The sequence below is a fragment of the Bradyrhizobium sp. OAE829 genome (assembly GCF_040546575.1).
In the GTDB taxonomy this organism is placed as follows: domain Bacteria; phylum Pseudomonadota; class Alphaproteobacteria; order Rhizobiales; family Xanthobacteraceae; genus Bradyrhizobium.
Genome location: NZ_JBEPOE010000001.1, coordinates 1,796,119 through 1,819,958, shown reverse-complemented (window position 1 = coordinate 1,819,958; position 23,840 = coordinate 1,796,119). Strand labels below are relative to the sequence as shown.

Genomic DNA, 23,840 nt, shown 5'->3' with positions numbered 1-23,840 from the left:
GAAGACCCTGGCTGGCGGTTCTTATTGCGGCTTGTCGAATTTCTTGACGACCTCGGCCCATTTCACAATATCGCCGCGCAGGAATTTGTCGAACTCTTCCGGCGTCATCGCCATGGGAACCGCGCCCTGCTGGGTCCAGAGCTTGACGATATCCGGCCGCTTCACCGCGGCGTTCACGGCGGCATTGATCTTGTCGATGACCGCCTTTGGCGTTCCCGCCGGCGCCATCAAACCCAGCCAGATGGTCGCCTCATAGCCGGCAACGCCGGCTTCGATCGTCGTGGGCGCGTTGGGCAGCACGGTGGAGCGCGTCTTGCCGGTGGTCGCCAGCGCGCGCACTTGGTTCTCCGCGACATTGGGCGCCATCGTCGGAACCGCATCAATCATCATCTGCACCTGGCCGCCAATCACCCCGCTACGCGCCTCGCCGCTGTTGCGGTAGGGCACATGCACGAGATCAACGCCGGCCATGGTTTTGAACAGCTCGCCGGCCATGTGATACGGCGTACCCTGGCCGGAAGACGCATAATTCAGTTTGCCGGGCTGCGATTTGGCCAGCGCGATGAATTCCTGCAGCGTCTTTGCCTGAACGCTTGGGTGGATCACGATCACGAGGTCTGAATAGTTGACCGGAGCGATCGGCGCGAGATCACGCATCAGCTCATATTTGCGCTGCGGCACCAGGGATTCATTGGCGGTCTGGGTGTTCGACATCATCAGCAACGTGTAACCATCAGGCGGTGACTTGGCCGCCTCCAGCGTGCCGATGACGCCGCCGGCGCCGGTGCGGTTCTCGATCACGAAGGGCTGGCCGAAGCTTTCCTGCAGGATGCTGCCGATCTGACGGGCGGTGACGTCGGCAGGGCCTCCGGCGCCGAACGGGACGATCACCCGAACCGGCCTTGAGGGATAGTCCTGCGCCAGGCCTGTTGTCCCAAGAACGGCCTGTGCCGCGACAAGCGTTGCCGCCAGCGCAAGCGCCCATCTCAAGCGCATCATTTCAACCTCCCGAACCCAGCCTTGTTCTGCTTGGCCTGTTGCCGGCCCAATCTGGCTTCAGGGAAGTCTAGCGATCCGCGCGATGACCGCTAGTACCCTCAGGTGCGACATTCGTTGCGCTGTCGGCTTGTTGACCAGCCGATCCCCAGCCCCTTTCCGAAAATGCCATCGTCCCATTTGACGTATTGCATCAATCAAGCCGCAACCATCTGCATCATCGATGCAATGCCGGCCGTGGCCAACGCAAACAGAATCATTGAGAGTGGGAAACTGATTACTGATCTTGGACGCCCGTCGCGAGGAGTGTGACATGAAGTTCTTCCCCTGCATGGCGGTTGCTTCCCTTCTGCTCGCCGGCAGCAGCACCGTCAGCAACGCCCAGACCCTTCCGGCCTATATGGCGCCGATCTCGGGCAAATCAGCTGCAAACGTCTCGGATATCGCGACCAGGGATATGCTGGCGCTCAACACCGGCATGTTCGAGCTTTATGGCAATGCAGCAAAGGTCTTCCAGAAGAACATCCTGGACAAGCATCCGGTGATTCTCGCCCTGTTCTCGGGTGCGGGCGGTCGGATGATCCTGTACCGGCCCGGCATGGCGCCAATGGATGCGCCGCAGGTGCCGATCGTCTATCAACTCCTCAAGTCGGTCGGCCACAGCACGATGGCGCTGGCTCAGGTCGTCGGCCCCTATGTCGACAATCCCGATGACAAATCCTGGCGCGGGGCGATGCTGGCCTATCGCAGCCGCATGCAATCGGCGCTCGATGGCCTCGATGCCACACCGATGGAACCCGGTTGGCGCGACAACAATCGGACCATCCTGCAGAACAACCTCGCGTTCATGGACGAGTGCGTAGCCAAGGGCGTCGTGCCGTTCGCCACGCTCGAAGCCTTCGGCAAGAAGCAGGCGCCGTATCTGGCGAAGAACGTGGCTTGGGCGGCGCAGACACAAGTCGGGCACTGGATGACGGTGCTGGCGGACTGGAAGAAGCAACTCGGCGCCGACTGGGACAAGACCTATGCCGCGAGCAACACGATCTATGTGGCGCGCCAGAACAACGTGCTGTTCAGCGTCCTGGCGCAATTCTTCGGCCCAGACGCGATCAACAGCCGCTTGCTGCTGATCGAGACGGTTTCGTTCACGACGACACCGGCGGATATGCTGGAATCCTTGACCCGCATCATTGCGGATCGCTCGGTCGGCTCGCTGTTCTTTGGCAACTATCATCTGATGGACTACGAGCTGATGGGGGGCGACGCGCGTGCCGCGATCGTTGCGGAAACCGGCAAGCGCGGCATGACGCCGTTCCTGCCGCCTGTCGTTCCGTTCGGCTCGAAGCAATGGCCGACATTGGTGACAACAGGGCCGGGCCCCGCGACGATCGCTGATCTGAAGTAGTTCCGATAGTGTTGACCAACAGGTAGGAACATGCGGCCTTCGCGGCGCGAGTTTGTGAAGTGGGTGTCGGCAAGCGGCATCGCGCTCAGCCTGTCACGCCTGGGATCGGCGGAAGCGGCCGGGTTGCCCCCACGTGCCTCTCTCCCGGGACGCGAGGGCTGGAATCCAGCGGCCAATGGTGCTGGCCGCATTGACGGCGTCGCCAAAGTCACAGGAGCGAAACTCTACGCGTCTGATTTCCGTGCGTCCGACCTGCCGGGCTGGCCGCAAAGCACCTCGCACGCGATCCTGGTTCGCGCGCCCGATGCCACGCATGTCTATACCGGGATGGATCTGGCGCGGCTGAGCGGCGCGCTCAAGCCGTCGGTGATCGTGACCGCTGATGACCTCGACAAGATCGGCACGCGCGTTCCAGCATTCTACACCGGCGACCTGTTCTGTCCGGTCGGCAAGACGCCGATCTATATGGGGCAGCCGGTCGCGCTGCTGATCTTCGAGACGTTTGACGCCTTCGACCGGGCGCGGCTGGCGTTGCGAGACGGGACTTTCGTCAAGTTCGGCGAAGAGACCGGCCCGGTCACGATACCGAGCTACGGTGCCTATCGCTTCACGCGGGTGGCTGGCCCGACGCCCGATGCGCCCGATGTCTATTCCCCGGTCCAGGCGGGCTGGGTCAGCCCGGGACGCTCTCAGATCTCGCCACTCCCGGTGTGGTCGCCGCTCGCAAAGGACACGCCGGCGCCTTACTCCAAGGCCGCGGTCTACGGCGAACAAATTCGAAGCGAGCTCGCAGCGAAGAATTCCAATCTGCTGATGCTGGATCGCGAGTTCGAAACCCAATCCGTCGATCCGATGTTTCTCGAGCCGGAAGCCGGCATCGCCTGGTACAACAACAAAAGCGAAAGCCTGGAACTCGTCCTTGGTGTGCAGTCTCCCTACGAGGCGGCTGAATCGATTGAGCATATGCTCGGCAAGGCGAGCGCTCCATTCAAGCCGGCACGCATCAATGCCCAGTTCACCTATGTCGGCGGCGGGTTCGGCGGCCGCGACCACACCCCCTTCGTCCTCTACGTGGCGCTGGCGGCGATGTTCTTTCCCGGCCGTCCGGTCCGGCTGGCGCATGACCGCTATCAGCAGTTTCAGGCCGGCATCAAGCGCCATCCCTTCAAGATGCGATCCCGGATCGGGGTCGACCGGACCACCGGCAGGATCACCGCCTTTGCCGCCGACCATGTGCTCGATGGCGGTGGCCTTGCCAATTTTTCTGTCAACGTGGCAACCGTTGCCGCGACTGCGGCGATCGGCATCTACGACATTCCCAAAGTCGATGTGACCACGGTTGTGGTGCATTCCCGCGGCGTCACGGCCGGGTCGATGCGCGGTTACGGCACGCTGCAGAGTATGACCGCGCTGGAAGTGCTGATCGACGAGGTGGCAGCTGCCTTGCCACTCGATCCGATTGAATTCCGGCGCCGCAACGCGCTCAAGCCCGACGGCCGGACCATGAGCGGCAATCGCTACATCGTCTCGGTCCGCACCACGGAAATGCTCGACAAGCTCGAGAAGCACCCGATCTGGCAGCAGCGCGCGCAGCAGAAGTCAGCCGCGCGGCCTGGCACCCTCGTTGGCACCGGGCTCGCCTGTGTGACCAAGGACTACGGCGCCGGCGCCGATTGTTCGCTGGGGCGTGTCGAACTCTCGCCCGAAGGCCGGATTACGATCTATTGCGACCATGTCGAGATGGGCAATGGTATTGGCACCGCGCTGGCCAACCGGGTGGCGATCCACCTCGGCATCGTCGCCGACGAAGTTTCGGTGGCGCGCGTCGACAGCTATGATGTCCTCGGGCTAGTCACGTCGGGCGATCCCTACACGATCGATCAGAAGACGCAGGACCGGGCCGAGAAAGACCCGCGCTGGGTGCCCGCGATCAGTACGGCGACCAGCGCCTCGGTCGGTGCGCATGTGGGAACCCATTCGGCCGCCGAGGCGGCGCGTGTGATCTTCCGCTTCGGCCTGTGGCCGGCGGCGCTTGAATTGTGGAGCATCGCCCCGAACGACCCGCGCGCCAAGGATTGGGCGAAGGCGCAATGGAAAGATGGCCAATTGACCATGCAGGGTCTTGCGGCGCTGCCCTTGCCGGCACTGGCCGCGAAGGCGCATGCACGCAATCTGGTGACCGGCGCCATGGCGCACAGCTTCTCTCGCTGGGAGTGGTCGCGTGCGCGCTTTCCGCTTAACGGCGAACAATATCGTGCCGAGATCGATGCGCTGGCGGTACGGAAGGGTAACGGCAAGTTCGCCCGGATTGACCGGGTCAGCGTCAGATTCCCGCCAGCCGTCAACAACCAGAGCGGCAACACCTATACCTCGATGTGCGGAACGCTGGTCCGCGTCGAAATTGAGCGCGCGACCGGTGTGCTGCGTATCGCCAAGGCCTACAACGTATTTGAATGCGGCCGCGCATTGGTGCCCGAAGTGGTGCTGGGCCAGGCGCAAGGCGGCTTTGCGATGGGCGTTGGTTATGCGTTGCTGGAGAACCTGCCGCCCTACGAGGGTGGTCCCGGCAACGGTCAGTGGAATCTCGGGCAGTATCTTGTGGCCCGCGGATCGGATCTGCCGCTGCATGACCTCGAAACCGAGATATTGCCGCCGCTGACGCCGGACGAACCGCCGAAGGGCATGGCGGAAGTCGTGATGGTTCCGGTGGTGCCGGCGATCCTGAACGCCATCTTTGATGCCACCGGCCGCCGCTTCCAATCCTTGCCGGTAACCACCAGCCTGCTCAAGGGAGTGCTCGCGTGACCAAATTGAGCATCACGATCAACGGCCGCGCGCACGGACCGACGGATGTTCGCGACGATCTTTCGATGAACGATTTCCTGCGCGAGTATCTCGGGATGACCGGGACCAAGTTTGGCTGCGGCGCTGCGCAGTGCCTGAGCTGCGCCGTCATCGTCGACAATCCCGACGGGACGAGCTCTACCAGCCCGACCTGCGTCGTCTCCGCGGTGAGTTTCGACGGCAAGTTCATCCGGACCGTCGAGGGGCATGCGAAGAACGGCGAGCTTACGTCGCTGCAAAAGGCGTTCATCGAGCATTTCGCGTTCCAATGCGGCTATTGCACCGCCGGTTTCCTGAACGAGGGACAGGTGCTGCTGGAGCGCCTGGCGAAGGCGCCGGTCGCGCGCGCGGAACTCGAAAAAACCATCGCGGAAGCACTCGACGGACACATCTGCCGCTGCACCGGCTATGTCAAATATCATGAGGCTGTACGTGACGTGATCCTCGCGGATTCCAAGCGCTATCTCGTGGCGAAGCAATGACCGGGCGCGGGGACCACGCGACATGAAATCGGAACTGCGGTTAAAGCTTGTTGTCTCCATCGTCACCGTGGCGGCGAGCATGCTTGGGGGCTACGCGGTTTCCGAAACTGCGCCCCGGAATCTTGCCAGCCCTGAGAGCTTTGCATCAATCGCCGATACGGACGCACGATCGGCGGCTATGTTCACTGAACTTGGCAAGGTGCTCACTCATCCGCGTTGCACCAACTGCCATCCGGCGACTGACCGTCCGCGGCAAGGTGATGAGAGCCGGCTGCATCAGCCACCAGTCGCGCGCGGCATCGATGGCCACGGCCTTCCGGCGATGCGCTGCTCGATTTGCCATCAGAATGCGAACTTCGGGCCCGGCCGCATGCCGGGGCACCCGGAATGGCATCTCGCGCCGCGCGAAATGGCGTGGGAGGGCAAGACGGTTGCCGAAATTTGCATGCAGCTCAAGGATCCCGCGCGCAACGGCGGTCGCAAGCCCGAGGATCTGATCCATCACATCAGCGAAGACACGCTGGTCGGTTGGGCCTGGGCCCCGGGTGCCGGCCGCAGCCCCGCGCCCGGTACGCAAAAGCAGGCCGGCGCGCTGGTCGAGGCCTGGGTGAAGACCGGCGCGGCCTGTCCCGCGCAGTGATCGCGGCCGCTATGCCCTTGAAAGCGGACTCGTTTTGCTCACTTCGAGTTCTTCCTCCGTTGACCCACAGCGGACAGTTGGCCTTGTCGGACAGGGGCGTATTTTTCTGCTAAGTAGACTGGGCAATTCGATTTCCCAGAGCTGAGGTGCACCTTGAGCGACGAGCGCGTGGAACGGCGGCTCGCAGCGGTGTTGGCGGCGGATGTCGCGGGGTACAGCCGCCTGATGGGGGCTGACGAGGAAGGCACGCTGGCCCGGCTAAAAGCTGTGCGAAAGGGTTTTGTTGACTCCGCTGTAACCTCCCATCGAGGTCGCATCGTTAAAACGACCGGTGATGGCATGCTGGTCGAGTTTGCCAGTGCCGTCGATGCGGTACGCAGTGCGATCGAAATGCAGCGCAGAATGGCCGAACAGAATGCCGCCGTGCCGCAGGACAAAAGAATCGAATTCCGCGTCGGCATTCACGTCGGCGACATCATCATTGACGATAGCGATATCTTCGGCGATGGCGTCAATATCGCGGCACGCCTTGAAGGGATCGCCGAGCCGGGTGGCGTCTGCATTTCGGGTGCCGCATACGATCAAGTTCGCGACAAAGTGCCATTTTCCTTCGTCGATCTTGGCAATCAAACGCTAAAAAACATCGCACGCCCAGTAAGTGTCTACAGCATTGCGGCAAGGGAAATGACCAGGTCAGAGGAGACGATTGGACAACCGAACGCCGCCAGTCCGGAGGTCCATGATCGCTCTGACACTCCGGCTTCGGTTCATTCAGCCGGAGAACGCGGGACGCGACCAAGTCTCGCGGTGCTTCCGTTTGATAACCTGAGCCATGACACCGAAATGGAAGGTTTCTGCGATGGCTTGGTAGAGGACGCCATAACGGCCTTATCGAAGTTTCGGTGGCTGAATGTCGTCTCACGCAATTCCAGCTTTGCTCAGAAGGGACGTTCGGTTGATATCCGAAGGATCGCCCGTGACCTAGGCGTACGCTTTGTACTTGAGGGAAGCGTCCGGAAGGTTGGCACACGCATCCGCATCACTGCGCAGCTCATTGACGGAGTTTCTGGCAATCACATCTGGGCAGATCGTTACGACCGCGACTACTCAGCTGCCTTCGATCTGCAAGACGAAATTGTTCGCGATATCGTTGCATCGCTTGAATACACGCTGTGGATCACGCTCGTTCGCGGAGATGTTGGTGCGCCAAACTCTGCAAGCTCGCCGCTGCGTGCAGCAGGATGGCATATCGCAGAATGCACGCACACAGGCAATCGCATTGCTATCGCCTGCGCCACCCGCGCTTTGGAGGCCAATCCAAAGAGCGTCGCAGCTTATCAATACCTCGCAAATGCCTATATCGTCGAGTTGATGACTGGCTGGACCGAAGACCAGGCGGACGCCGGCCTCTTGTTGGAGGCGGCACGCAAGGCGACATCCCTCAGTCCCGGTGATCATCTCAGCCAAGGCCTTCACGCAGTCGGGCTCGCATTCGTGGGAAATCACGACGAGGCGTTGGCCTATGCGCGGCGTGCCTTGGCCCTCAATAGTAATTCGATCACCGTCTTAGGACCGTGCGGAAACGTTCTATCGTTTGTCGGAGAGACTCGGGAGGCGAACGAAATGCTCGAGCGGATGCTTCGACTTGCCCCCGCACATTATTTTCGAGCAGGCTTCTTGTCGCAAATGGCGCTCAATTGGCTTTGTCTGGGCGATCCCGAGCGCGGTTCGCCACTGGTGAGCGAGGCATTAAAGCTAAAGCCGGAGGCGATTTGCTGCCACATCACGCATGCTAAAATCTCGGCGTCGCTTGGCCGTCACGAAACCGCCCAAGCGGCAATTTCGGCCGTCTATCGATGTCGGCCAGATATAAACCGATCACTTATCAATGTCATGTTTCCGCATCGAGACAGGTCCATTCCTAGCCAACTAGCAGGGTTGCTTGGAATCACTTGACGATCCCCAAGGTCTGTTGTTGGCACTAAACGGCGGTTTTCCAATGTCCGCCTTTCTGCCGCTTCTGGGGGCTAAGCGGACATGGCGATTTATGAGAACACGGCCTGGCTAGTTGGCTGCTTTTGACGCAAAGCGCAATATTGCGCAGCGCCGCGGGTGCTTTTGCCGAATTTCGGGATGATGAAGAACTGCCACTGATTTGCCCGACGTGTCAAAATGTTTTTGCGGGTATGGCATCCATGCTAGCGACTCCTTTCTTTGCAGGGGGTTCCTTTCTTTGCATGGGGTTGTTTTCGCGATTTTGTGTCTCGCGCCCTGCGGGGCGCCGCCCATAGCGCGAAGGCGCGCGTGAAGGCGCTGGCGGAGGCGCTGCGCTCCACGCCAATGGAGGAGCCTATCTCGGCGCGCGATGCATGGCATGATTGTTGTTTTCGCCGGTGTGCCCGTCGATAAACCCACTCGGCGACGGCGTATTTTGATGTTACCTATCGAGGCATGAACCAGCATGCCAAGGTCGACATCCGCCACTCCACCTGTCCGCACGATTGCCCGTCGGCCTGCGCGCTCGATATCGAGGTGATCGACGGCCGCAGCATCGGCCGGGTGCGTGGCTCCAAGCAGCAGACCTACACTGCCGGCGTCGTCTGCGCCAAGGTCGCCCGCTATGCCGAGCGCATCCATCATCCCGACCGACTGTTGCACCCGATGCGCCGCACCGGACCCAAGGGCTCCGGTCAGTTCGCACGTATCTCGTGGGATGAGGCGCTCGACGAAATCGCCGCTCGGTTCGATCAGGCGGAGCAGGAGTTCGGTGCCCAATCGGTATGGCCGTATTATTACGCCGGCACGATGGGCCTGGTCATGCGGGACGGCATCAACCGTCTTGCCAATGTGAAGAAATATTCCCGGTTCTATTCGACGATCTGCGCGAACGTCGCGCGTATCGGATTTGCCATCGGCACCGGCAAGATCGCCGGCGTCGATCCGCGCGAGATGGGCGTGTCCGACCTTGTCGTGATCTGGGGCACCAACCCCGTGAACACCCAGGTCAACGTGATGACGCATGCGATGCGTGCCCGCAAGGAGCGCGGCGCCAAGATCGCGGCGATCGATGTCTACAACAACGACACCATGAAGCAGGCCGATATCAAGATCCTGCTTAAGCCTGGCACTGACGGTGCGTTCGCCTGCGGCGTCATGCACGTGTTGTTCCGGGAAGGTTACGCCGATCGCGAATATATGGATCGCTACACCGATTGCCCGAATGAACTGGAAGCACACCTAGCGAGCCGTACGCCGGAGTGGGCCTCGGCGATCTCGGGCGTGCCGGTCGAGGAGATTGAAGCGTTCGCGCGCCTCGTCGGTCAAACCCAGCGTTCGTTCTTTCGTCTCGGCTATGGCTTCACACGCAGCCGCAATGGTGCGGCGCAGATGCATGCGGCGCTGTGTATTCCGGCGGTAACCGGCGCTTGGCAACATGAGGGCGGCGGCGCGTTCTTCAACAATTTTGCGATTTGGAAGTTCGATGAATCCATCATCGAGGGCCACGATGCGCTCGATCGCAGCACCCGCTGGCTCGACCAGTCGCAGATCGGCCGCATCCTGACCGGCGACGCGGAAGCCTTGAAGGGCGGGCCGCCGGTCAAGGCGATGCTGATCCAGAACACCAACCCGATGACGGTGGCGCCGGAGCAGGCGCTGGTGCATCAGGGTTTTGCGCGCGAAGACTTGTTCATGGTGGTGCATGAGCAGTTCATGACCGAGACGGCTGTCATGGCCGACATCGTGCTGCCGGCGACCATGTTCATGGAGCACGACGATCTTTATTACGGTGGCGGCCATCAGCATATTTCGGTCGGCGCCAAGCTGATCGATCCGCCCGGCGAGTGCCGTTCGAACCACGAGGTATTGCAGGGCCTCGGCCGCCGGCTTAACGCTGTGCATCCCGGCTTTACGATGTCGCCGCGCGAATTGATCGACGCGACGCTGAAGAAGAGCGGTCATGGCGATATCGCAGCCCTGGAGGCGGATCTTTGGCGCGACCTCCAGCCGGATTTCCGTACCTCGCATTACCTCGACGGTTTTGCGCATGCGGACAAGAAGTTCCACTTCAAGGCCGACTGGGCGAACCCGCCCTTCGGCAACGCCTTGGGCCCCTGGGCGCAGATGCCGTCGCTGCCGGACCACTGGACCATTATCGAGGAAGCGGATGAGGCCCATCCGTTCCGTCTCGCCACCAGTCCCGCGCGCAGCTTCCTCAACACCAGCTTCAACGAAACGCCGTCGTCGATCGCGCGCGAGGGCAAGCCCTCGGTGATGATGCACCCCGATGATGCCGCTACGCTCGGGCTCGCCGATGGGGATGTCGTCACACTCGGCAACGTGAGAGGCGAGACGAATTTGACGGTAAAGCTGTTCGACGGGCTGCGACGCGGCGTGTTGATCGCGGAATCCATTCAGCCGAACAAGGCCCATATCGGCGGTCGCGGTATCAACATGCTGACCGGAGCCGAGGCGGTCGCCCCCGTGGGCGGTGCGGCGTTCCATGACAACAAGGTCTGGGTGAGGAAGGCCACGCCGTCGGCTTAAATCCTGCTTGCAGTCCGGCGTCATCCTGCCGCAAATGTTCGCCAACCCATGGCAAACAGGGCGAGCGGACAATGACCGACAACAGCAGCGTAATACGCGAGAAGCGCGGACAGGCGTTCTGGATTACCATCAACCGGCCGGACAAGCGCAACGCCATCAATGCCGACGTCGTCGCCGGTATCGCCAAGGGGTACCGCGACGCCCATGACGACAAGGAAGTGCGCGTCATTGTGCTGACGGGTGCGGGCGACAAGGCGTTTTGCGCCGGCGCCGACCTGCAAAACAGCGCTGCCGCCTTTGCGATGGATTTTTCCAGGCCGAATGTCGACTACGCCGATTTGTTGCGTTTGTCGCAGAACGCCACCAAGCCTGCGATCGCGCGGGTAGGGGGCGTTTGCATGGCCGGCGGCATGGGCTTGCTGTGCATGACGGATATGGCGGTGGCCGCCGATCACGTGATCTTCGGGCTGCCCGAAGTAAAGGTCGGCGTATTTCCGATGCAGGTGATGAGCCTGTTGCAATCGATGGCGCCGCCGCGCCTCGTCAACGAATGGGCGCTGACCGGCGAGCCGTTCGACGCCAAGGCAGCTCACGCCGCCGGGCTGCTGAACTACGTGGTGCCGTCGGTCGAACTCGACGCCAAGGTCGACTGGCTGATCAGCCGCATCGTGGACAAATCGCCGACTGCGATCCGGCGCGGCAAATATGCCATGCGCGCCATCGCCTCGATGTCGTTCGACGAAAGCATCGCCTACACCGAAAGCCAGATTGCCTTGCTAGCCATGACGGAAGACGCCAAGGAAGGGCTCAAGGCCTTCAGTGAAAAACGCAAGCCCTCGTGGACGGGCAAATAGTTCGGTGTGGCCTCCTGGCACGACTGCTCGAGTCGGCACCCTGTGGGTCGCGATTGCCGCGTTCGTGAAGCGCGGATTGCGAGATAGTTTCGGATGGTAGATCAGCGTCAGCTTCACAATTGCGAGGCGCTGTGTCTGCGGCGGCATCCGCGAATTCTGCTCCTTCAGCACCGGGTTCAACTTCCGCTTCGCAGCTCAAGGTCAAAAATCTTCAGTCCTCCTTCGGTGCCGATGAATTCATCGATCCTCTTCAGCGATCGCGAGGTGGACTCAGCGATCGCGAGGTGGACGTGTCGGGAGATCGATGGAGACCTTGTCGTTGATCGCCTGCAACACAGATCGGCCGGCGCTGGTGATCCGCAATCAGTCATCATCGGGTCTCACCAATCCGGATTGAAAGATGTCGATGTCGCCGAGGTCGGTGGAGGTATCTTCGTGTTGATCCGCATCGCCAGTAAGCGCCTCGACTTCGCCTTTGAGCTCGTCGAGCGTCGCGCGGCCGTCGGGTCGCGTAGCCAGTACTGTGAGGATAGCCAGCTTGACTTGCGCGCTGTCCTCCGCATTGGAGCAAGACTGTCTGATTCGGGCGTCCGGCGATTATTTGGATAACGCGATCACGGCATAATATATCGGCGGCCGCCCGAACTCGATGTATGGAAACACAGGTGTGGCGCCAAAACCCTTGATCTGTAAGCCGCCCTTTGGCACTCTTGAGCTGAACTGCGTCCGCCAATCGAGGTTACCATGCAAAAATCATTGCTTGCGATCGCCGCCGCCTTTTCCTTTTTCATTGCGACCAGCGGAAGCGCTATTAGTGGCCCGTATCCGTTCGGTGACGAGCCGCACACGCTCAATTGGGGATATTATCCTCAGATTGAAAAGGGCTGCTGGAAGTGGAATTGGCAGCAACATCAATATAACGATCAATGCCCGGTCTACGTGCACCCGAAGGCTTACATGTACCCGCGTTCTTCACGCGTGGTCCTTCGTACCAAGGGCTAGAGGCCTCTGCGGAGCCCCGTTGAGGGGCTCCGTTACGCCTGCGATCATTCTGGATCGATCGATCAATTGATTCGCGATCGAGCCATCAAGAGTGCTGGATCGTACACGCGATCTGGCTGTTCTTCCCGAAGTTCAGCAGTGCGTTCTCGCGGAAACCGTCGAGCCAGACGCCTCGGCCCGCATAGCGATAGCCGACCCCCATCGGGATCATTCTGACATGCGTTGCGCCGCGATGGCCCGTGTACAACGACGCGGTAACGACCTCACCAACGACGCTGACCGCGATCGGACAAAGCGGATAGGACCGCCCGTTCTCGCAGATAAACACGATCTCTGAGCAACGCCCGACGGCGCTCGGACCCGACGTCATAATGCCCAAGTCCGCAGCAGCGGCCGGAAGGGGATTACCGACAAACGCAAAGCCCACAAAAAGTGCCGTCACAATAGACTTGTAAAATTCGGCGCGCATGGCTGCCCCCAGTTATAACTGTTGTCAGGAGAGCAAAAAGCTTCAAGGAGGTCAATCAGATCTTGGGTCCTCGCCAAGTTTGAAACCGGGATGTGGCTATCTGGCCGCAAAACACCGCACGCTCTATCGGGTGCGGTTTGAGGTAGCTACCGTGCGATAGGTTCAATTCGGGTGAGCCGAGATTCCTTTCGACATCCAGCAACTCGGTTTTCGATTTTCAGTCGCTCGATCAACGATCAGGTTTTGGCGTGGGGTCGATGAATAAATCCAAGGTCGACCGGACCCAACGGCTTTGGGAAGGGCGTGCCCTTGGTGCCTGTCAAAATGATCGCGATGTCGCGCAATCGAGCTCGTCTGTTAGAGCCCATACGACAAAGCCCGCTGGCCGTGTTTTGTGGCCTCAATCAGGATAGGCGATATCGTCTTTGCTCAGAAAAGCGCGTTTTACTGCGAACGCTCCTCACGTTCCTGCAAAATTCGCGGCCATCGGGCGGCGTGGTATTGCGCCAATCCGGGCAACACTTGGTTGCAGCCGACGATTCCCGGCATTGACCCCCGATGGAGCATAGCGACCAGATGGAAGCGCGCCGAGAAGATGCCCACCCGCGGATGATCATCAGCTGGTAAGCGAAAGCTCAGACGTGCGCATGATGCCAAGACGCGCAGCGCGCCGCTGGGGCGACTTCTATTGTCCACACCAGCTCGCCGGCATCGTATTTTTGTTGATTAGGCGAACTTTGTTCGGGGCCGTGTACAACGCCAGAGCGTTACGGAGGGAGAACACCGCCTGTTGGCGCGCCGTCCAAGGCGAAAATGGACATGAAAATCAATGAATTGAGAAGCTCCCCCTCGGATGTTTAACCAATTTGAAGAGACACAGTGCGGAAATATTTCGAATGTTAGTGTTTTCGTTAGGCGTGGAACCCGTTTGCCCCCTATAAGGGAACTTATTGCGAGAAATTTACAGAACCTTAATCTTTTAGAGGTTGCCAGTGCTGCTGGGCTCTCCGGGCGAATTCGGCGTTGATGATCGGTTATGGCTACCTATCGGCAATACCGCAAATATTGAGGGGACGACCAAGGTCGGTGGGATTGTTATCCCCGACGCGCAGTTGTTGTTTTCCGGCGACTTCAAGCGCACCGGACTCGACCTGGTTCTTTCGCACGATGATCGTCAATTCCTAATTCGAGATTATTTCAAAGGCGAAAGCCGGGCGACACTCCTCGCTCCGGATGGGGCCAGTCTCTCTGGCCAGATCGTCAACTCGCTTACAGGTCATCTCGATGTTGCCCAGGCCGGCGCGAACGTCAGCGCCGCGATCATTATTGGGACGGTCGTCAAGCTAACAGGCAACGCGACGGCGGTACGCAATGGCGTCGTGGTTACGCTCAACATTGGCGATAAAGTCCATAAGGGCGATGTCGTTCAAGCCGGCAGCGATTCAGCGCTCGGCATATCCTTCATTGACGGCACGGCGTTCAGCCTCGGGGCCAACGCCCGTATGGTGCTGAACGATGTGGTCTACGACCCGAATGGGTCGTCGAACAGTTCGCTCCTCAGTTTGGTGCAGGGGACAATTTCGTTTGTGGCAGGGGAAACTGCCAAAAACGGAAATATGAAGATAGACACGCCAGTCGCCACAATGGGAATTCGTGGCACGGCTGTCGTGGTTGAGATGACGGCCAACAATGGGCCGGTGAAATTCTCAGTGGTGGCGGAGCCAGGTGGGCGCAGCGGCTCGTACGTTCTGCTCGACAAGTTGTCCGGCTTGCCAATTGCAACTGTCTCCCAGCCGGGCCTGATCACTTTTGTTTCGGCAACGGGCGTCAATCAGCCGCTCAGCATCGTCGAGATATCAAAAACGCCCACGGACCTTTTGAATGAACGTGACGTGGTCAAGCTGGCGTTTTCGATCGCTTTTCCACAGTTCAATTTTGATGATGCGAATCCGAAAACGAGATTCGCATTCGGCACAAGTGGCAACAATCTTGCCGACGGAAATCTTTTGCCGCATCCCTTCGGTGGGGAGTATGCGGCGTTCAAGTCGGCTACGGCTGGCAGGCTCCCAGGTTTGTTGGGCGGAAGTGATCAGCTAGATTGGACCCTGTTTATCAACCATGACGTGCCGACAAGTAGGGCGGGGACGCTTGTTGAGGATTCAGTGGCGCCCGATCAGATCCTGGTGACCTCGGGCACGATCGTCTTCTTGAATCTCAGTCCGTCCGCTATCAAGTCGACGACGTTTGCGCTGGCACAATCGACGATGAGCGCGAGTCTGCCCGGCTTTACGAATAACGTCGACCAGATCGGAACGTTTGTCGTACCCAACGGCGGCAGCGCGGTTATCACCGGTATCAATACCACGTCGACGGCGGTCAACTGGAGCTTTATGCTTAGCGGTGGCAACCCCGTCCTGCAATCGCTCGCCATGGGCCAGACATTGACGCAGGTCTACGCCGTCACCGTCACGATGAATGACGGTACGCAGCTGACCCAGGATGTCACGGTAACAATGATTGGTGTCAACGACACCCCAACGTTCCAAACCTCGACCAACGATACGCCGACGCTTATCGAGGACTCGGTGGAACAGGGTCAGAATCTCTCGACGTCAGGTACGATTGCATTCCTGGATGTCGACACGATCGACACGCATGCAGCGACGTATGTGCTGAAGTCGTCGACGTCCACCCCGCATCTTCCGGGCCATACCGATAACATCAGCCAGATTGGATCGTTTGTCCTGACCTCCGGGCCCACCGGGGTCAGCGAAATCACCACCGACACCGATAACACCGCAACGGTGGGATGGAGTTTTACCCTTTCCAACAACGACCCGGTGCTGCAGTCGCTGGCACACGGCGAGACGCTGACGCAGGTCTATAGCGTAATTATCACCGACAATAACGGCGCGCGGGTAACGCACGATATCTCGGTGACGCTGGTCGGTGCTAACGATACGCCGATAATCACCGCGCAGGATCTTATCGGTGCAGTTACCGAGCAAGTTGTGCCGGCCGCCCTCCGCGATAGCGGCGTCATCACCTTTAGCGACGTCGATCTCACTGATGTGCACCTCGTGTCTGCGACCGGCACCCCGATCGGATCAGTGCTGGGCACGCTCACCGCGGTCAAGAACACCGATACCACCGGTACAGGCATCGGCGGCCAGTTGACCTGGACTTACACGGTTGCGGATTCCGCCGTGGCGTATCTCGCCGCCGGCCAGACCAGGGTCGAGAGCTTCACCATCACGTTTAGCGATCAGAAGGGCAGCGTGATCACCAAGCAGATCGACATCACCATCAACGGCACCAACGACACGCCGGTGATCGGCGGGGTCTCCACCGGTGCGGTGACCGAGGATGTGTCGGTTGTCTCCAACAGCATCTCGACCAGCGGCGCGCTGACGCTTACGGACGTCGATCAGGGCCAGTCCAGCTTCGCTGCGCAAGCGGGTGTGGCGGGAACCTATGGCACCTTTACGCTGGCGGCCAATGGGGCCTGGACCTACACCGCCTCCAATACCCAGACGGCGGTCCAGCAGCTTCGCGCCGGCCAGTCGATCAGCGACTCGTTCACCGCGGTCTCAGCCGACGGCACCGCCAGCCAGCTCGTCACCGTCACCATCAACGGCACCAACGATAGCGCGGTGATCGGTGGGGTTTCCACCGGCGCGGTGACTGAGGATGTGTCGGTTGTCTCCAACAGCATCTCGACCAGCGGCGCGCTGACGCTTACCGACGTCGATCAGGGCCAGTCCAGCTTCGCTGCGCAAGCGGGTGTGGCGGGGACCTATGGCACCTTCACGCTGGCGGCCAATGGGGCCTGGACCTACACCGCCTCCAATACCCAGACGGCGGTCCAGCAGCTTCGCGCCGGCCAGTCGATCAGCGACTCGTTCACCGCTGTTTCTGCCGACGGCACCGCCAGCCAGCTCGTCACCATCATCATCAACGGCACCAACGATAGCGCGGTGATCGGTGGGGTTTCCACCCGCGCGGTGACTGAGGATGTGTCGGTTGTCTCCAACAGCATCTCGACCAGCGGCGCGCTGACGCTTACCGACGTCGATCAGGGCCAGTCCAGCTTCGTTGCGCAAGCGGGTGTGGCGGGGACCTATGGCACCTTCACGCTGGCGGCCAATGGGGCCTGGACCTACACCGCCTCCAATACCCAGACGGCGGTCCAGCAGCTTCGCGCCGGCCAGTCGATCACCGACTCGTTCACCGCGGTCTCAGCCGATGGCTCGGCCAGCCAGCTCGTCACCGTCACCATCAACGGCACCAACGACACGCCGGTGATCGGCGGGGTCTCCACCGGTGCGGTGGCCGAGGATGTGTCGGTTGTCTCCAACAGCATCTCGACCAGCGGCGCGCTGACGCTTACGGACGTCGATCAGGGCCAGTCCAGCTTCGCCGCGCAAGCGGGTGTGGCGGGGACCTATGGCACCTTCACGCTGGCGGCCAATGGGGCCTGGACCTACACCGCCTCCAATACCCAGACGGCGGTCCAGCAGCTTCGCGCCGGCCAGTCGATCAGCGACTCGTTCACCGCGGTTTCTGCCGACGGCACCGCCAGCCAGCTCGTCACCATCATCATCAACGGCACCAACGATAGCGCGGTGATCGGTGGGGTTTCCACCGGCGCGGTGACTGAGGATGTGTCGGTTGTCTCCAACAGCATCTCGACCAGCGGCGCGCTGACGCTTACCGACGTCGATCAGGGCCAGTCCAGCTTCGCTGCGCAAGCGGGTGTGGCGGGGACCTATGGCACCTTTACGCTGGCGGCCAATGGGGCCTGGACCTACACCGCCTCCAATACCCAGACGGCGGTCCAGCAGCTTCGCGCCGGCCAGTCGATCACCGACTCGTTCACCGCGGTCTCAGCCGATGGCTCGGCCAGCCAGCTCGTCACCGTCACCATCAACGGCACCAACGACACGCCGGTGATCGGCGGGGTCTCCACCGGTGCGGTGACCGAGGATGTGTCGGTTGTCTCCAACAGCATCTCGACCAGCGGCGCGCTGACGCTTACGGACGTCGATCAGGGCCAGTCCAGCTTCGCCGCGCAAGCGGGTGTGGCGGGGACCTATGGCACCTTCACGCTGGCGGCCAATGGGGCCTGGACCTACACCGCCTCCAATACCCAGACGGCGGTCCAGCAGCTTCGCGCCGGCCAGTCGATCAGCGACTCGTTCACCGCGGTTTCTGCCGACGGCACCGCCAGCCAGCTCGTCACCATCATCATCAACGGCACCAACGATAGCGCGGTGATCGGTGGGGTTTCCACCGGCGCGGTGACTGAGGATGTGTCGGTTGTCTCCAACAGCATCTCGACCAGCGGCGCGCTGACGCTTACCGACGTCGATCAGGGCCAGTCCAGCTTCGCTGCGCAAGCGGGTGTGGCGGGGACCTATGGCACCTTCACGCTGGCGGCCAATGGGGCCTGGACCTACACCGCCTCCAATACCCAGACGGCGGTCCAGCAGCTTCGCGCCGGCCAGTCGATCACCGACTCGTTCACCGCGGTCTCAGCCGATGGCTCGGCCAGCCAGCTCGTCACCGTCACCATCAACGGCACCAACGACACGCCGGTGATCGGCGGGGTCTCCACCGGTGCGGTGGCCGAAGACGCCACGCTGACGGCGGGTGGCGCTCTGACCATTGCCGATGCCGACAGCGGCCAGAGCCATTTTCAGGCGGTGGTTCCGGCCAGCCTGACCGGGACCTATGGCACGTTTACGTTCGATCCCAACACTGGGGTCTGGGGCTACACGCTTGACAACGTGGCGGCGGAGTCGCTTCCGACCGGCCAGGTCGCGCACGACACGCTTGCGGTGACGTCGGCGGATGGCACGGCGTCGCAACTGATCGATGTCACCATCACCAGCACCAACGACGCGCCGATCGTGCAAGGTGGGATATTCCGTGTCCCCAATATTACGCAGGACAACGGTCAGCTAGTCTTCGATGGTCAAACTTTCTTCGCCGATCCCGCATTGACGGTAACCGATCCGGACGGTCCCGTGGTTGGCATCGCGATCATTGGCCACGATGATGCCAGCGGCCAATGGCAATACCAGCTTGCGGGGACCAGCGAATGGATACCCATCACGCTGTCGAGTGGCGAAGCCTTGCTCTTATCAGCCGATGACAGAGTTCGTTATAAAGGAGATGCACACCAAGATGCTGAAGTTCTGAAATTCAAGGCGTGGGACGGGTCCGATGGGTTCGTTTCCGGCCAGGTTGTTACGATATCTGAAGTCGGGGGCTCAAGCGCGTTCAGCACCGGCACCTACACCGCCGAAGCGAAAAACGCGAACACTGCACCAGCTGGCATAGCCGGCGAGCCGATCAATCTGGGACTCGCCGATTCATCCCTGGGTCCGGATTACACCGCGACCGTGACAATCGGTGACATTCCGTCCGATTGGATCGTCAATGACGGAGTACATAATCTTGACGGTTCTTGGACGGTGCAAACCACCAACCTCGCATCCCTCAGCGTAATAACGCCGGTATCTTATTCGGGAGCCTATCTGCTCAGCGTCACCGCAACCGTTGCCTTGGCAGACGGTTCGATCAAAACGTTGATGCTGGGTGACAATGTCGAAGCCTATTCGCCCGGTTCGCCGATCTTTGCCTGGTCAGGCGACGACTACTTGACGGCATCAAGCGGAGACGATTTGATCGTGTTCGCCCAACCCATTGGTCACGATATCATCTACAGTTTCGATGTGGCCCATGATCAGATCGATTTGATTGGCTACGCCGGCTTTGCCACGTTCGCCGACGTGCAGGATCATTTGACCGAGGACGCAAACGGCAACGCAATGATCGCGCTGGCGGATGGACAGTCGATCGTTCTGGACGGTATTCACGCTGCGGCGATGGCAAAAACCAATTTTGTGTTCAATCAAACGCCGACGCTCCACAACGCCGGGACAATGACAATTTCCGATGGGGCATTCATGCCTCTCAGCGGTACCATCAGCAACACGGGCACCATTGCGCTCAGCTCGACCGGCGATGAAACGGACCTGCAGCTCATCCAGTATGGCGTGACGCTCGAGGGTGGCGGAACGGTTTTGTTGTCGGACAGCGACAACAACATTATTTCAGGCACCAGCTCGAGCGTCACCTTGAACAATGGGGATAATATAATCTCCGGGGCAGGCTCACTGGGTAACGGTGAACTAAGCCTGGCAAATGCCGGCACCATCAACGCCACCGGCACGCACGCCCTCGTTATCGATACCGGTTCAAATGTCGTGCTGAACTCTGGAACTCTCGAAGCATCCGGAAGTGGCAGCCTGACGGTTCTGAGCGCGGTCGAAAACTCGGGCCTTCTGTGGGCCAATGGGGCCAATCTGACCATTCAAGGCGCGGTCACCGGCACCGGCAACGCAACGATCGACGGCAGCGGCGTTCTTGATTTGGAGGCGTCCTCAACCGCCAGTGTCTTGTTCGGGTCGGGTACGGGCGGCACGCTGAAACTCGGCGACGCATTCCACTTCAATGGCACTATCACCGGATTCGACGGCGAAGACGTTATTGATCTTGAAGACATTGATTCCAATGCGGCCTCGATCAGCTATCAGGAAAACACTGCGGGCACGGGCGGAACGCTGACAATTTCGGATGGAGCACACGTTGTAGAACTGTCGTTGATGGGGGATTATTCTGCCGAAAGTTTCAGCCTTGTCCCACACCAATTGCAGCGGACGTCAATTACCTACGTGGCCCACGATTTGGTCGTGTAGTAAAGCAAGACCATCGGCAAATTTCTGGGTGCGTAGAATTACTGAAGCAGGACATCTAATCGACTGCAGCACGCTTAGCTGGCGCCAGGTGTTGCCTGTTTGTCGCACTGTCTCAAAAAGGAACGCCAGGGTTCAAGCTTCTAACCGGGGCTTACCTTTACTCGCCATAATTAACCTGCAAGTGGTCATCTTGTTGATTCTTTGAAGGATCGATCCGAATCCTGTTCGGATCAGAAGGCTACGGGGGCAGGGATGAACTTCCGCGTGTTTGCTTTGATTGTTGCGGTGCCGTTCCTTGCGGTCCCGGCGCATGCCCAGGATCATCAAGCCCCAATTTCTCTGGCCAAAATGTCTCCGGCCAATGTCTCTCCACCCAAAGTCTCTCCGCAAAAGGTCGCTCCCCCAAAGGTCGCTCCGGCCAAGGTCTTGCAGACTCAAGCCCCGGCGGTTCAACAAGCCGACGTCTCGCCAACCGAAGCGCCCAGTTTTCGCAAGGGACTTTGGCGTTTTATCCGGACGCTGGACGTCGTCAGAAGCGCCAACAAGAACATCAAATATCGAGTGGTCGATCGGGAAATGACGCGCTGTGTCGACCCGACGCACGCCATGAAGACGACTTTCTCTTCGGCGCCGGTTGGAAGTTGTGTTTCAGGCAAGCCTGAAAAAGTTGGCAACATATACACGTTCGGCCACAGATGCGATTACATGGGCGCGGTGAGCACGGTCATTACGGTGCACAGCGATGAGAGTTACACCGAAGTGAACGAAGTCAGCACCGGTGACAATCCGAAAACCGATCTTGTCACCGCAAAGAGAATTGGTGATTGCGACGACGAAAGAGCAGAAGGTCCGGCGAATTCTGCTGTCTCTTCCCTGCAGCACTAGGACAGGTCGTTTGCGCTGATAGAACAAACCGATCGTACCGGCCGGCGCTCACCGCTTACCCTTACCCCTTCCACTCGATGCTTTAGAGCGCTCGGCGCGTCGAGTTCAGTCGGGTTACGTTCCTGTTTACTAGGCCGGCAACGGAAGTGCGCCAGGCCTGATTTGTTAACCGGGCCTTAAGGCGACACAGCCTGGAATGACCGCGTACCGAGTTCAAAGCATTCATCGGTCAGGATCGACCGACCGGGCGCAGTCATATGGGGCATTACGCGATGATCGCAGGTAACGAACTGGCGCGGAAGAAATTGCTCACCCGCAGCCTTTCGCTGGCGGTTGCCTTGACCGTTTTGGCGCCCGTGCTGCCTTCGCATGCTTATGCGCAAGACGGATTTGGCGGGCCGACCTTTCGTAAGGGATTGTGGAAGTTTGTGCGGACGGTTGAAATCGGCACGCGGTCAAACGGCCGTCAAAAATTGCTTGAGCGTGAGACGACGCGCTGCGTCGATCCAACCCATGCCATGAAAGCCACGTTCTCGTCGGCCCCCGTCGGAGGCTGCCATTCCTCAAAGCCGGAAAAGGTCAACAACAGGTACATCTTCTCCAATCGATGCGACTATATGGGCCCCGTCAGCACCGTCATTACCGTTCAGAGCGCCGAAGCCTATACCGAGGTCAACGAAATGACCGTCGGTCTTCCAAGGAAGGATTTGGTTGTCGCGCGCCGGGTCGGTGATTGCCAAGAAGAACATGCCGCGCTCGGCGAGACGGCTGATTTGCCCAGCGAACAGTAAAGGCCAGGGGCTGGTCTTTCCGATCATCGGCCAGCCCGAAAGGCTGCCTGTGCCAGCGATCCTGGGTTCGCCGAGGGCGGCCACCCGGGGCACGCCACTGCAAGTGCTGCAACGTCAAAATCGTTTGCCTGACCTGGCGCCACAGCGCCGTCTCATAGCGGCCAAGCCGCTCGAAGATTCCGTTGCGCGCGAGCTCGTTTTCAGTCGAATCGCTTTCGGACTGGAAGATGTCGATAATTTCGCATAGTTCGCCGGGCAGCTTTGATGACGCCGGATCAGATGCGGTACCTGCCTCGCACTGTATCTGCAGCAGGCCCGGTCTTGACCGGGGTCGCCCGGCTCAACCGCCATAGCAGGCTTGCCAGGCGACGTACCAGTTCGCGCTCTACGGCGGTCTCCGCGTGATAGGCGCAGTGACCGCCAGTTCGAACCCGCGGTAGTTAGCCGGGTCCGTAGCGAATCGGAGGCGGCGCAGAATGACGGCGGCCGAGGCCTTAGATCTTTTGTTGGGCGCCTGGCCCGTTGACTTTGACCGTTATTTTCTGAATTTCAGTGCGGCCGCCCGCGAATTTGACCTCAATGGTCAGGACGTCGTCGCCCAGAAATTCGGGGGGCGATTTGTAAAACGCCACAAAAGCAGGCACTTCCAGCGCGAGGCAGGCCTTGTAGTTGGTGGCCTTCACTTTCGCGGATTTTACGACCACTTTTCCTGCCGCCGGCGGGCTGACCAACCGAATCGTCGGCATGGGCCCCGACGTGCAGTCCGGCAAAACATTCAGGAAGACGCCAATTTGCGTGTCCTTGTTCGGTAGCGCCTTGAACGAACGCTCGACGGTGGTTTCCGCCGGGACCTGGCCGCTCGCCGTATCAAATGAGCCCAAGAGCAGCGCGATCGCGCCCGCCAGATAGATGACCCGCACTCGACCTCTCCAAATTACCGGCAAAACTGAACAGAAACGGGCAGGGCAGCCACCTGTCGAAAGTTTAACATCGGCCAACCTTTTGTTCTGACAGGTCAGTCTGTCGCCTCTTTACCACATCCCCATCGAAAGTATTGATTAACCAAACACATTTCTTGACCGGGGTCGGGGTTAACAATAGCTTAAACGGAAATTTAGCGACAATTTTTCCGAAAATCTAATTCATGACCTCAGGGTCGGC

General features: G+C 60.0%; 15 protein-coding genes. 12 read left to right on the top strand and 3 right to left on the bottom strand.

Annotated features, from left to right (window positions below; translation table 11 throughout):
- Positions 1-21 precede the first annotated feature (21 nt).
- On the bottom strand, positions 22-996 hold the full coding sequence (locus ABIE49_RS08820) for a tripartite tricarboxylate transporter substrate binding protein (protein ID WP_502915989.1): 975 nt from the start codon (positions 994-996) through the stop codon (positions 22-24).
- 313 nt (positions 997-1,309) lie between these two features.
- Here ABIE49_RS08820 and ABIE49_RS08815 point away from each other — a divergent pair, with 313 nt between their 5' ends.
- From ABIE49_RS08815 to ABIE49_RS08775, 9 genes are all read left to right on the top strand, one after another.
- Positions 1,310-2,401 (top strand): hypothetical protein, encoded by a 1,092-nt coding sequence (locus tag ABIE49_RS08815; protein ID WP_192738626.1) that lies wholly within the window; start codon positions 1,310-1,312, stop codon positions 2,399-2,401.
- Positions 2,402-2,431: 30 nt separating this feature from the next.
- Positions 2,432-5,206 (top strand): xanthine dehydrogenase family protein molybdopterin-binding subunit, encoded by a 2,775-nt coding sequence (locus tag ABIE49_RS08810; RefSeq protein WP_192738625.1) that lies wholly within the window; start codon positions 2,432-2,434, stop codon positions 5,204-5,206.
- On the top strand, positions 5,203-5,727 hold the full coding sequence (locus ABIE49_RS08805; RefSeq protein ID WP_192738624.1) for a (2Fe-2S)-binding protein: 525 nt from the start codon (positions 5,203-5,205) through the stop codon (positions 5,725-5,727). Before ABIE49_RS08810 ends, ABIE49_RS08805 begins: the two co-directional genes overlap by 4 nt.
- A gap of 22 nt (positions 5,728-5,749) precedes the next feature.
- The gene (locus tag ABIE49_RS08800) at positions 5,750-6,367 is read left to right on the top strand and encodes an Isoquinoline 1-oxidoreductase subunit (RefSeq protein ID WP_192738623.1); all 618 of its coding nucleotides are present in this window, start codon (positions 5,750-5,752) and stop codon (positions 6,365-6,367) included.
- 153 nt (positions 6,368-6,520) lie between these two features.
- On the top strand, positions 6,521-8,323 hold the full coding sequence (locus ABIE49_RS08795; RefSeq protein ID WP_192738622.1) for an adenylate/guanylate cyclase domain-containing protein: 1,803 nt from the start codon (positions 6,521-6,523) through the stop codon (positions 8,321-8,323).
- Between the two features lie 495 nt (positions 8,324-8,818).
- Positions 8,819-10,912: a molybdopterin oxidoreductase family protein gene (locus tag ABIE49_RS08790; RefSeq protein WP_192738621.1), complete on the top strand. Its 2,094-nt coding sequence runs from the start codon at positions 8,819-8,821 to the stop codon at positions 10,910-10,912.
- Between the two features lie 71 nt (positions 10,913-10,983).
- Positions 10,984-11,766, top strand: coding sequence for an enoyl-CoA hydratase/isomerase family protein (locus ABIE49_RS08785; protein ID WP_192738620.1), 783 nt, complete (start codon positions 10,984-10,986; stop codon positions 11,764-11,766).
- Between the two features lie 93 nt (positions 11,767-11,859).
- Complete coding sequence (locus ABIE49_RS08780) at positions 11,860-12,375, top strand: hypothetical protein (RefSeq protein WP_192738619.1); 516 nt, start codon at positions 11,860-11,862, stop codon at positions 12,373-12,375.
- A 135-nt stretch (positions 12,376-12,510) separates the two neighbouring features.
- Positions 12,511-12,768 carry a hypothetical protein gene (locus tag ABIE49_RS08775; RefSeq protein WP_192738618.1) on the top strand — a complete coding sequence of 86 codons (258 nt, stop codon included), beginning with the start codon at positions 12,511-12,513 and terminating at the stop codon, positions 12,766-12,768.
- A gap of 85 nt (positions 12,769-12,853) precedes the next feature.
- On the opposite strand, the gene ABIE49_RS08770 is transcribed toward ABIE49_RS08775, so the two are convergent.
- Positions 12,854-13,237, bottom strand: a complete 384-nt coding sequence (locus ABIE49_RS08770; RefSeq protein ID WP_192738617.1) for a hypothetical protein — start codon at positions 13,235-13,237, stop codon at positions 12,854-12,856.
- 992 nt (positions 13,238-14,229) lie between these two features.
- On the opposite strand from ABIE49_RS08770, the gene ABIE49_RS08765 reads away from it, so the two are divergent.
- The 3 genes from ABIE49_RS08765 (at position 14,230) to ABIE49_RS08755 (ending at position 22,679) form a co-directional block, all read left to right on the top strand.
- Positions 14,230-21,003 carry a VCBS domain-containing protein gene (locus ABIE49_RS08765; RefSeq protein WP_354066680.1) on the top strand — a complete coding sequence of 2,258 codons (6,774 nt, stop codon included), beginning with the start codon at positions 14,230-14,232 and terminating at the stop codon, positions 21,001-21,003.
- Between the two features lie 252 nt (positions 21,004-21,255).
- On the top strand, positions 21,256-21,888 hold the full coding sequence (locus ABIE49_RS08760; protein WP_192737909.1) for a hypothetical protein: 633 nt from the start codon (positions 21,256-21,258) through the stop codon (positions 21,886-21,888).
- 257 nt (positions 21,889-22,145) lie between these two features.
- Entirely contained in the window at positions 22,146-22,679 is a 534-nt protein-coding gene (locus tag ABIE49_RS08755; protein WP_354066679.1) for a DUF3617 domain-containing protein, read from the top strand.
- A gap of 494 nt (positions 22,680-23,173) precedes the next feature.
- On the opposite strand, the gene ABIE49_RS08750 is transcribed toward ABIE49_RS08755, so the two are convergent.
- Positions 23,174-23,599, bottom strand: coding sequence for a hypothetical protein (locus tag ABIE49_RS08750; protein WP_354066678.1), 426 nt, complete (start codon positions 23,597-23,599; stop codon positions 23,174-23,176).
- Positions 23,600-23,840 lie beyond the last annotated feature (241 nt).

Coding starts and splice junctions, on each gene's coding strand:
- ABIE49_RS08815 (WP_192738626.1), top strand. CDS start 1,310: ATGAAGTTCTTCCCCTGCATGGCGGTTGCTTCCCTTCTGCTCGCCGGC.
- ABIE49_RS08785 (WP_192738620.1), top strand. CDS start 10,984: ATGACCGACAACAGCAGCGTAATACGCGAGAAGCGCGGACAGGCGTTC.
- ABIE49_RS08790 (WP_192738621.1), top strand. CDS start 8,819: ATGAACCAGCATGCCAAGGTCGACATCCGCCACTCCACCTGTCCGCAC.
- ABIE49_RS08810 (WP_192738625.1), top strand. CDS start 2,432: ATGCGGCCTTCGCGGCGCGAGTTTGTGAAGTGGGTGTCGGCAAGCGGC.
- ABIE49_RS08775 (WP_192738618.1), top strand. CDS start 12,511: ATGCAAAAATCATTGCTTGCGATCGCCGCCGCCTTTTCCTTTTTCATT.
- ABIE49_RS08780 (WP_192738619.1), top strand. CDS start 11,860: ATGGTAGATCAGCGTCAGCTTCACAATTGCGAGGCGCTGTGTCTGCGG.
- ABIE49_RS08820 (WP_502915989.1), bottom strand. CDS start 996: ATGCGCTTGAGATGGGCGCTTGCGCTGGCGGCAACGCTTGTCGCGGCA.
- ABIE49_RS08755 (WP_354066679.1), top strand. CDS start 22,146: ATGGGGCATTACGCGATGATCGCAGGTAACGAACTGGCGCGGAAGAAA.
- ABIE49_RS08770 (WP_192738617.1), bottom strand. CDS start 13,237: ATGCGCGCCGAATTTTACAAGTCTATTGTGACGGCACTTTTTGTGGGC.
- ABIE49_RS08760 (WP_192737909.1), top strand. CDS start 21,256: ATGAACTTCCGCGTGTTTGCTTTGATTGTTGCGGTGCCGTTCCTTGCG.
- ABIE49_RS08800 (WP_192738623.1), top strand. CDS start 5,750: ATGAAATCGGAACTGCGGTTAAAGCTTGTTGTCTCCATCGTCACCGTG.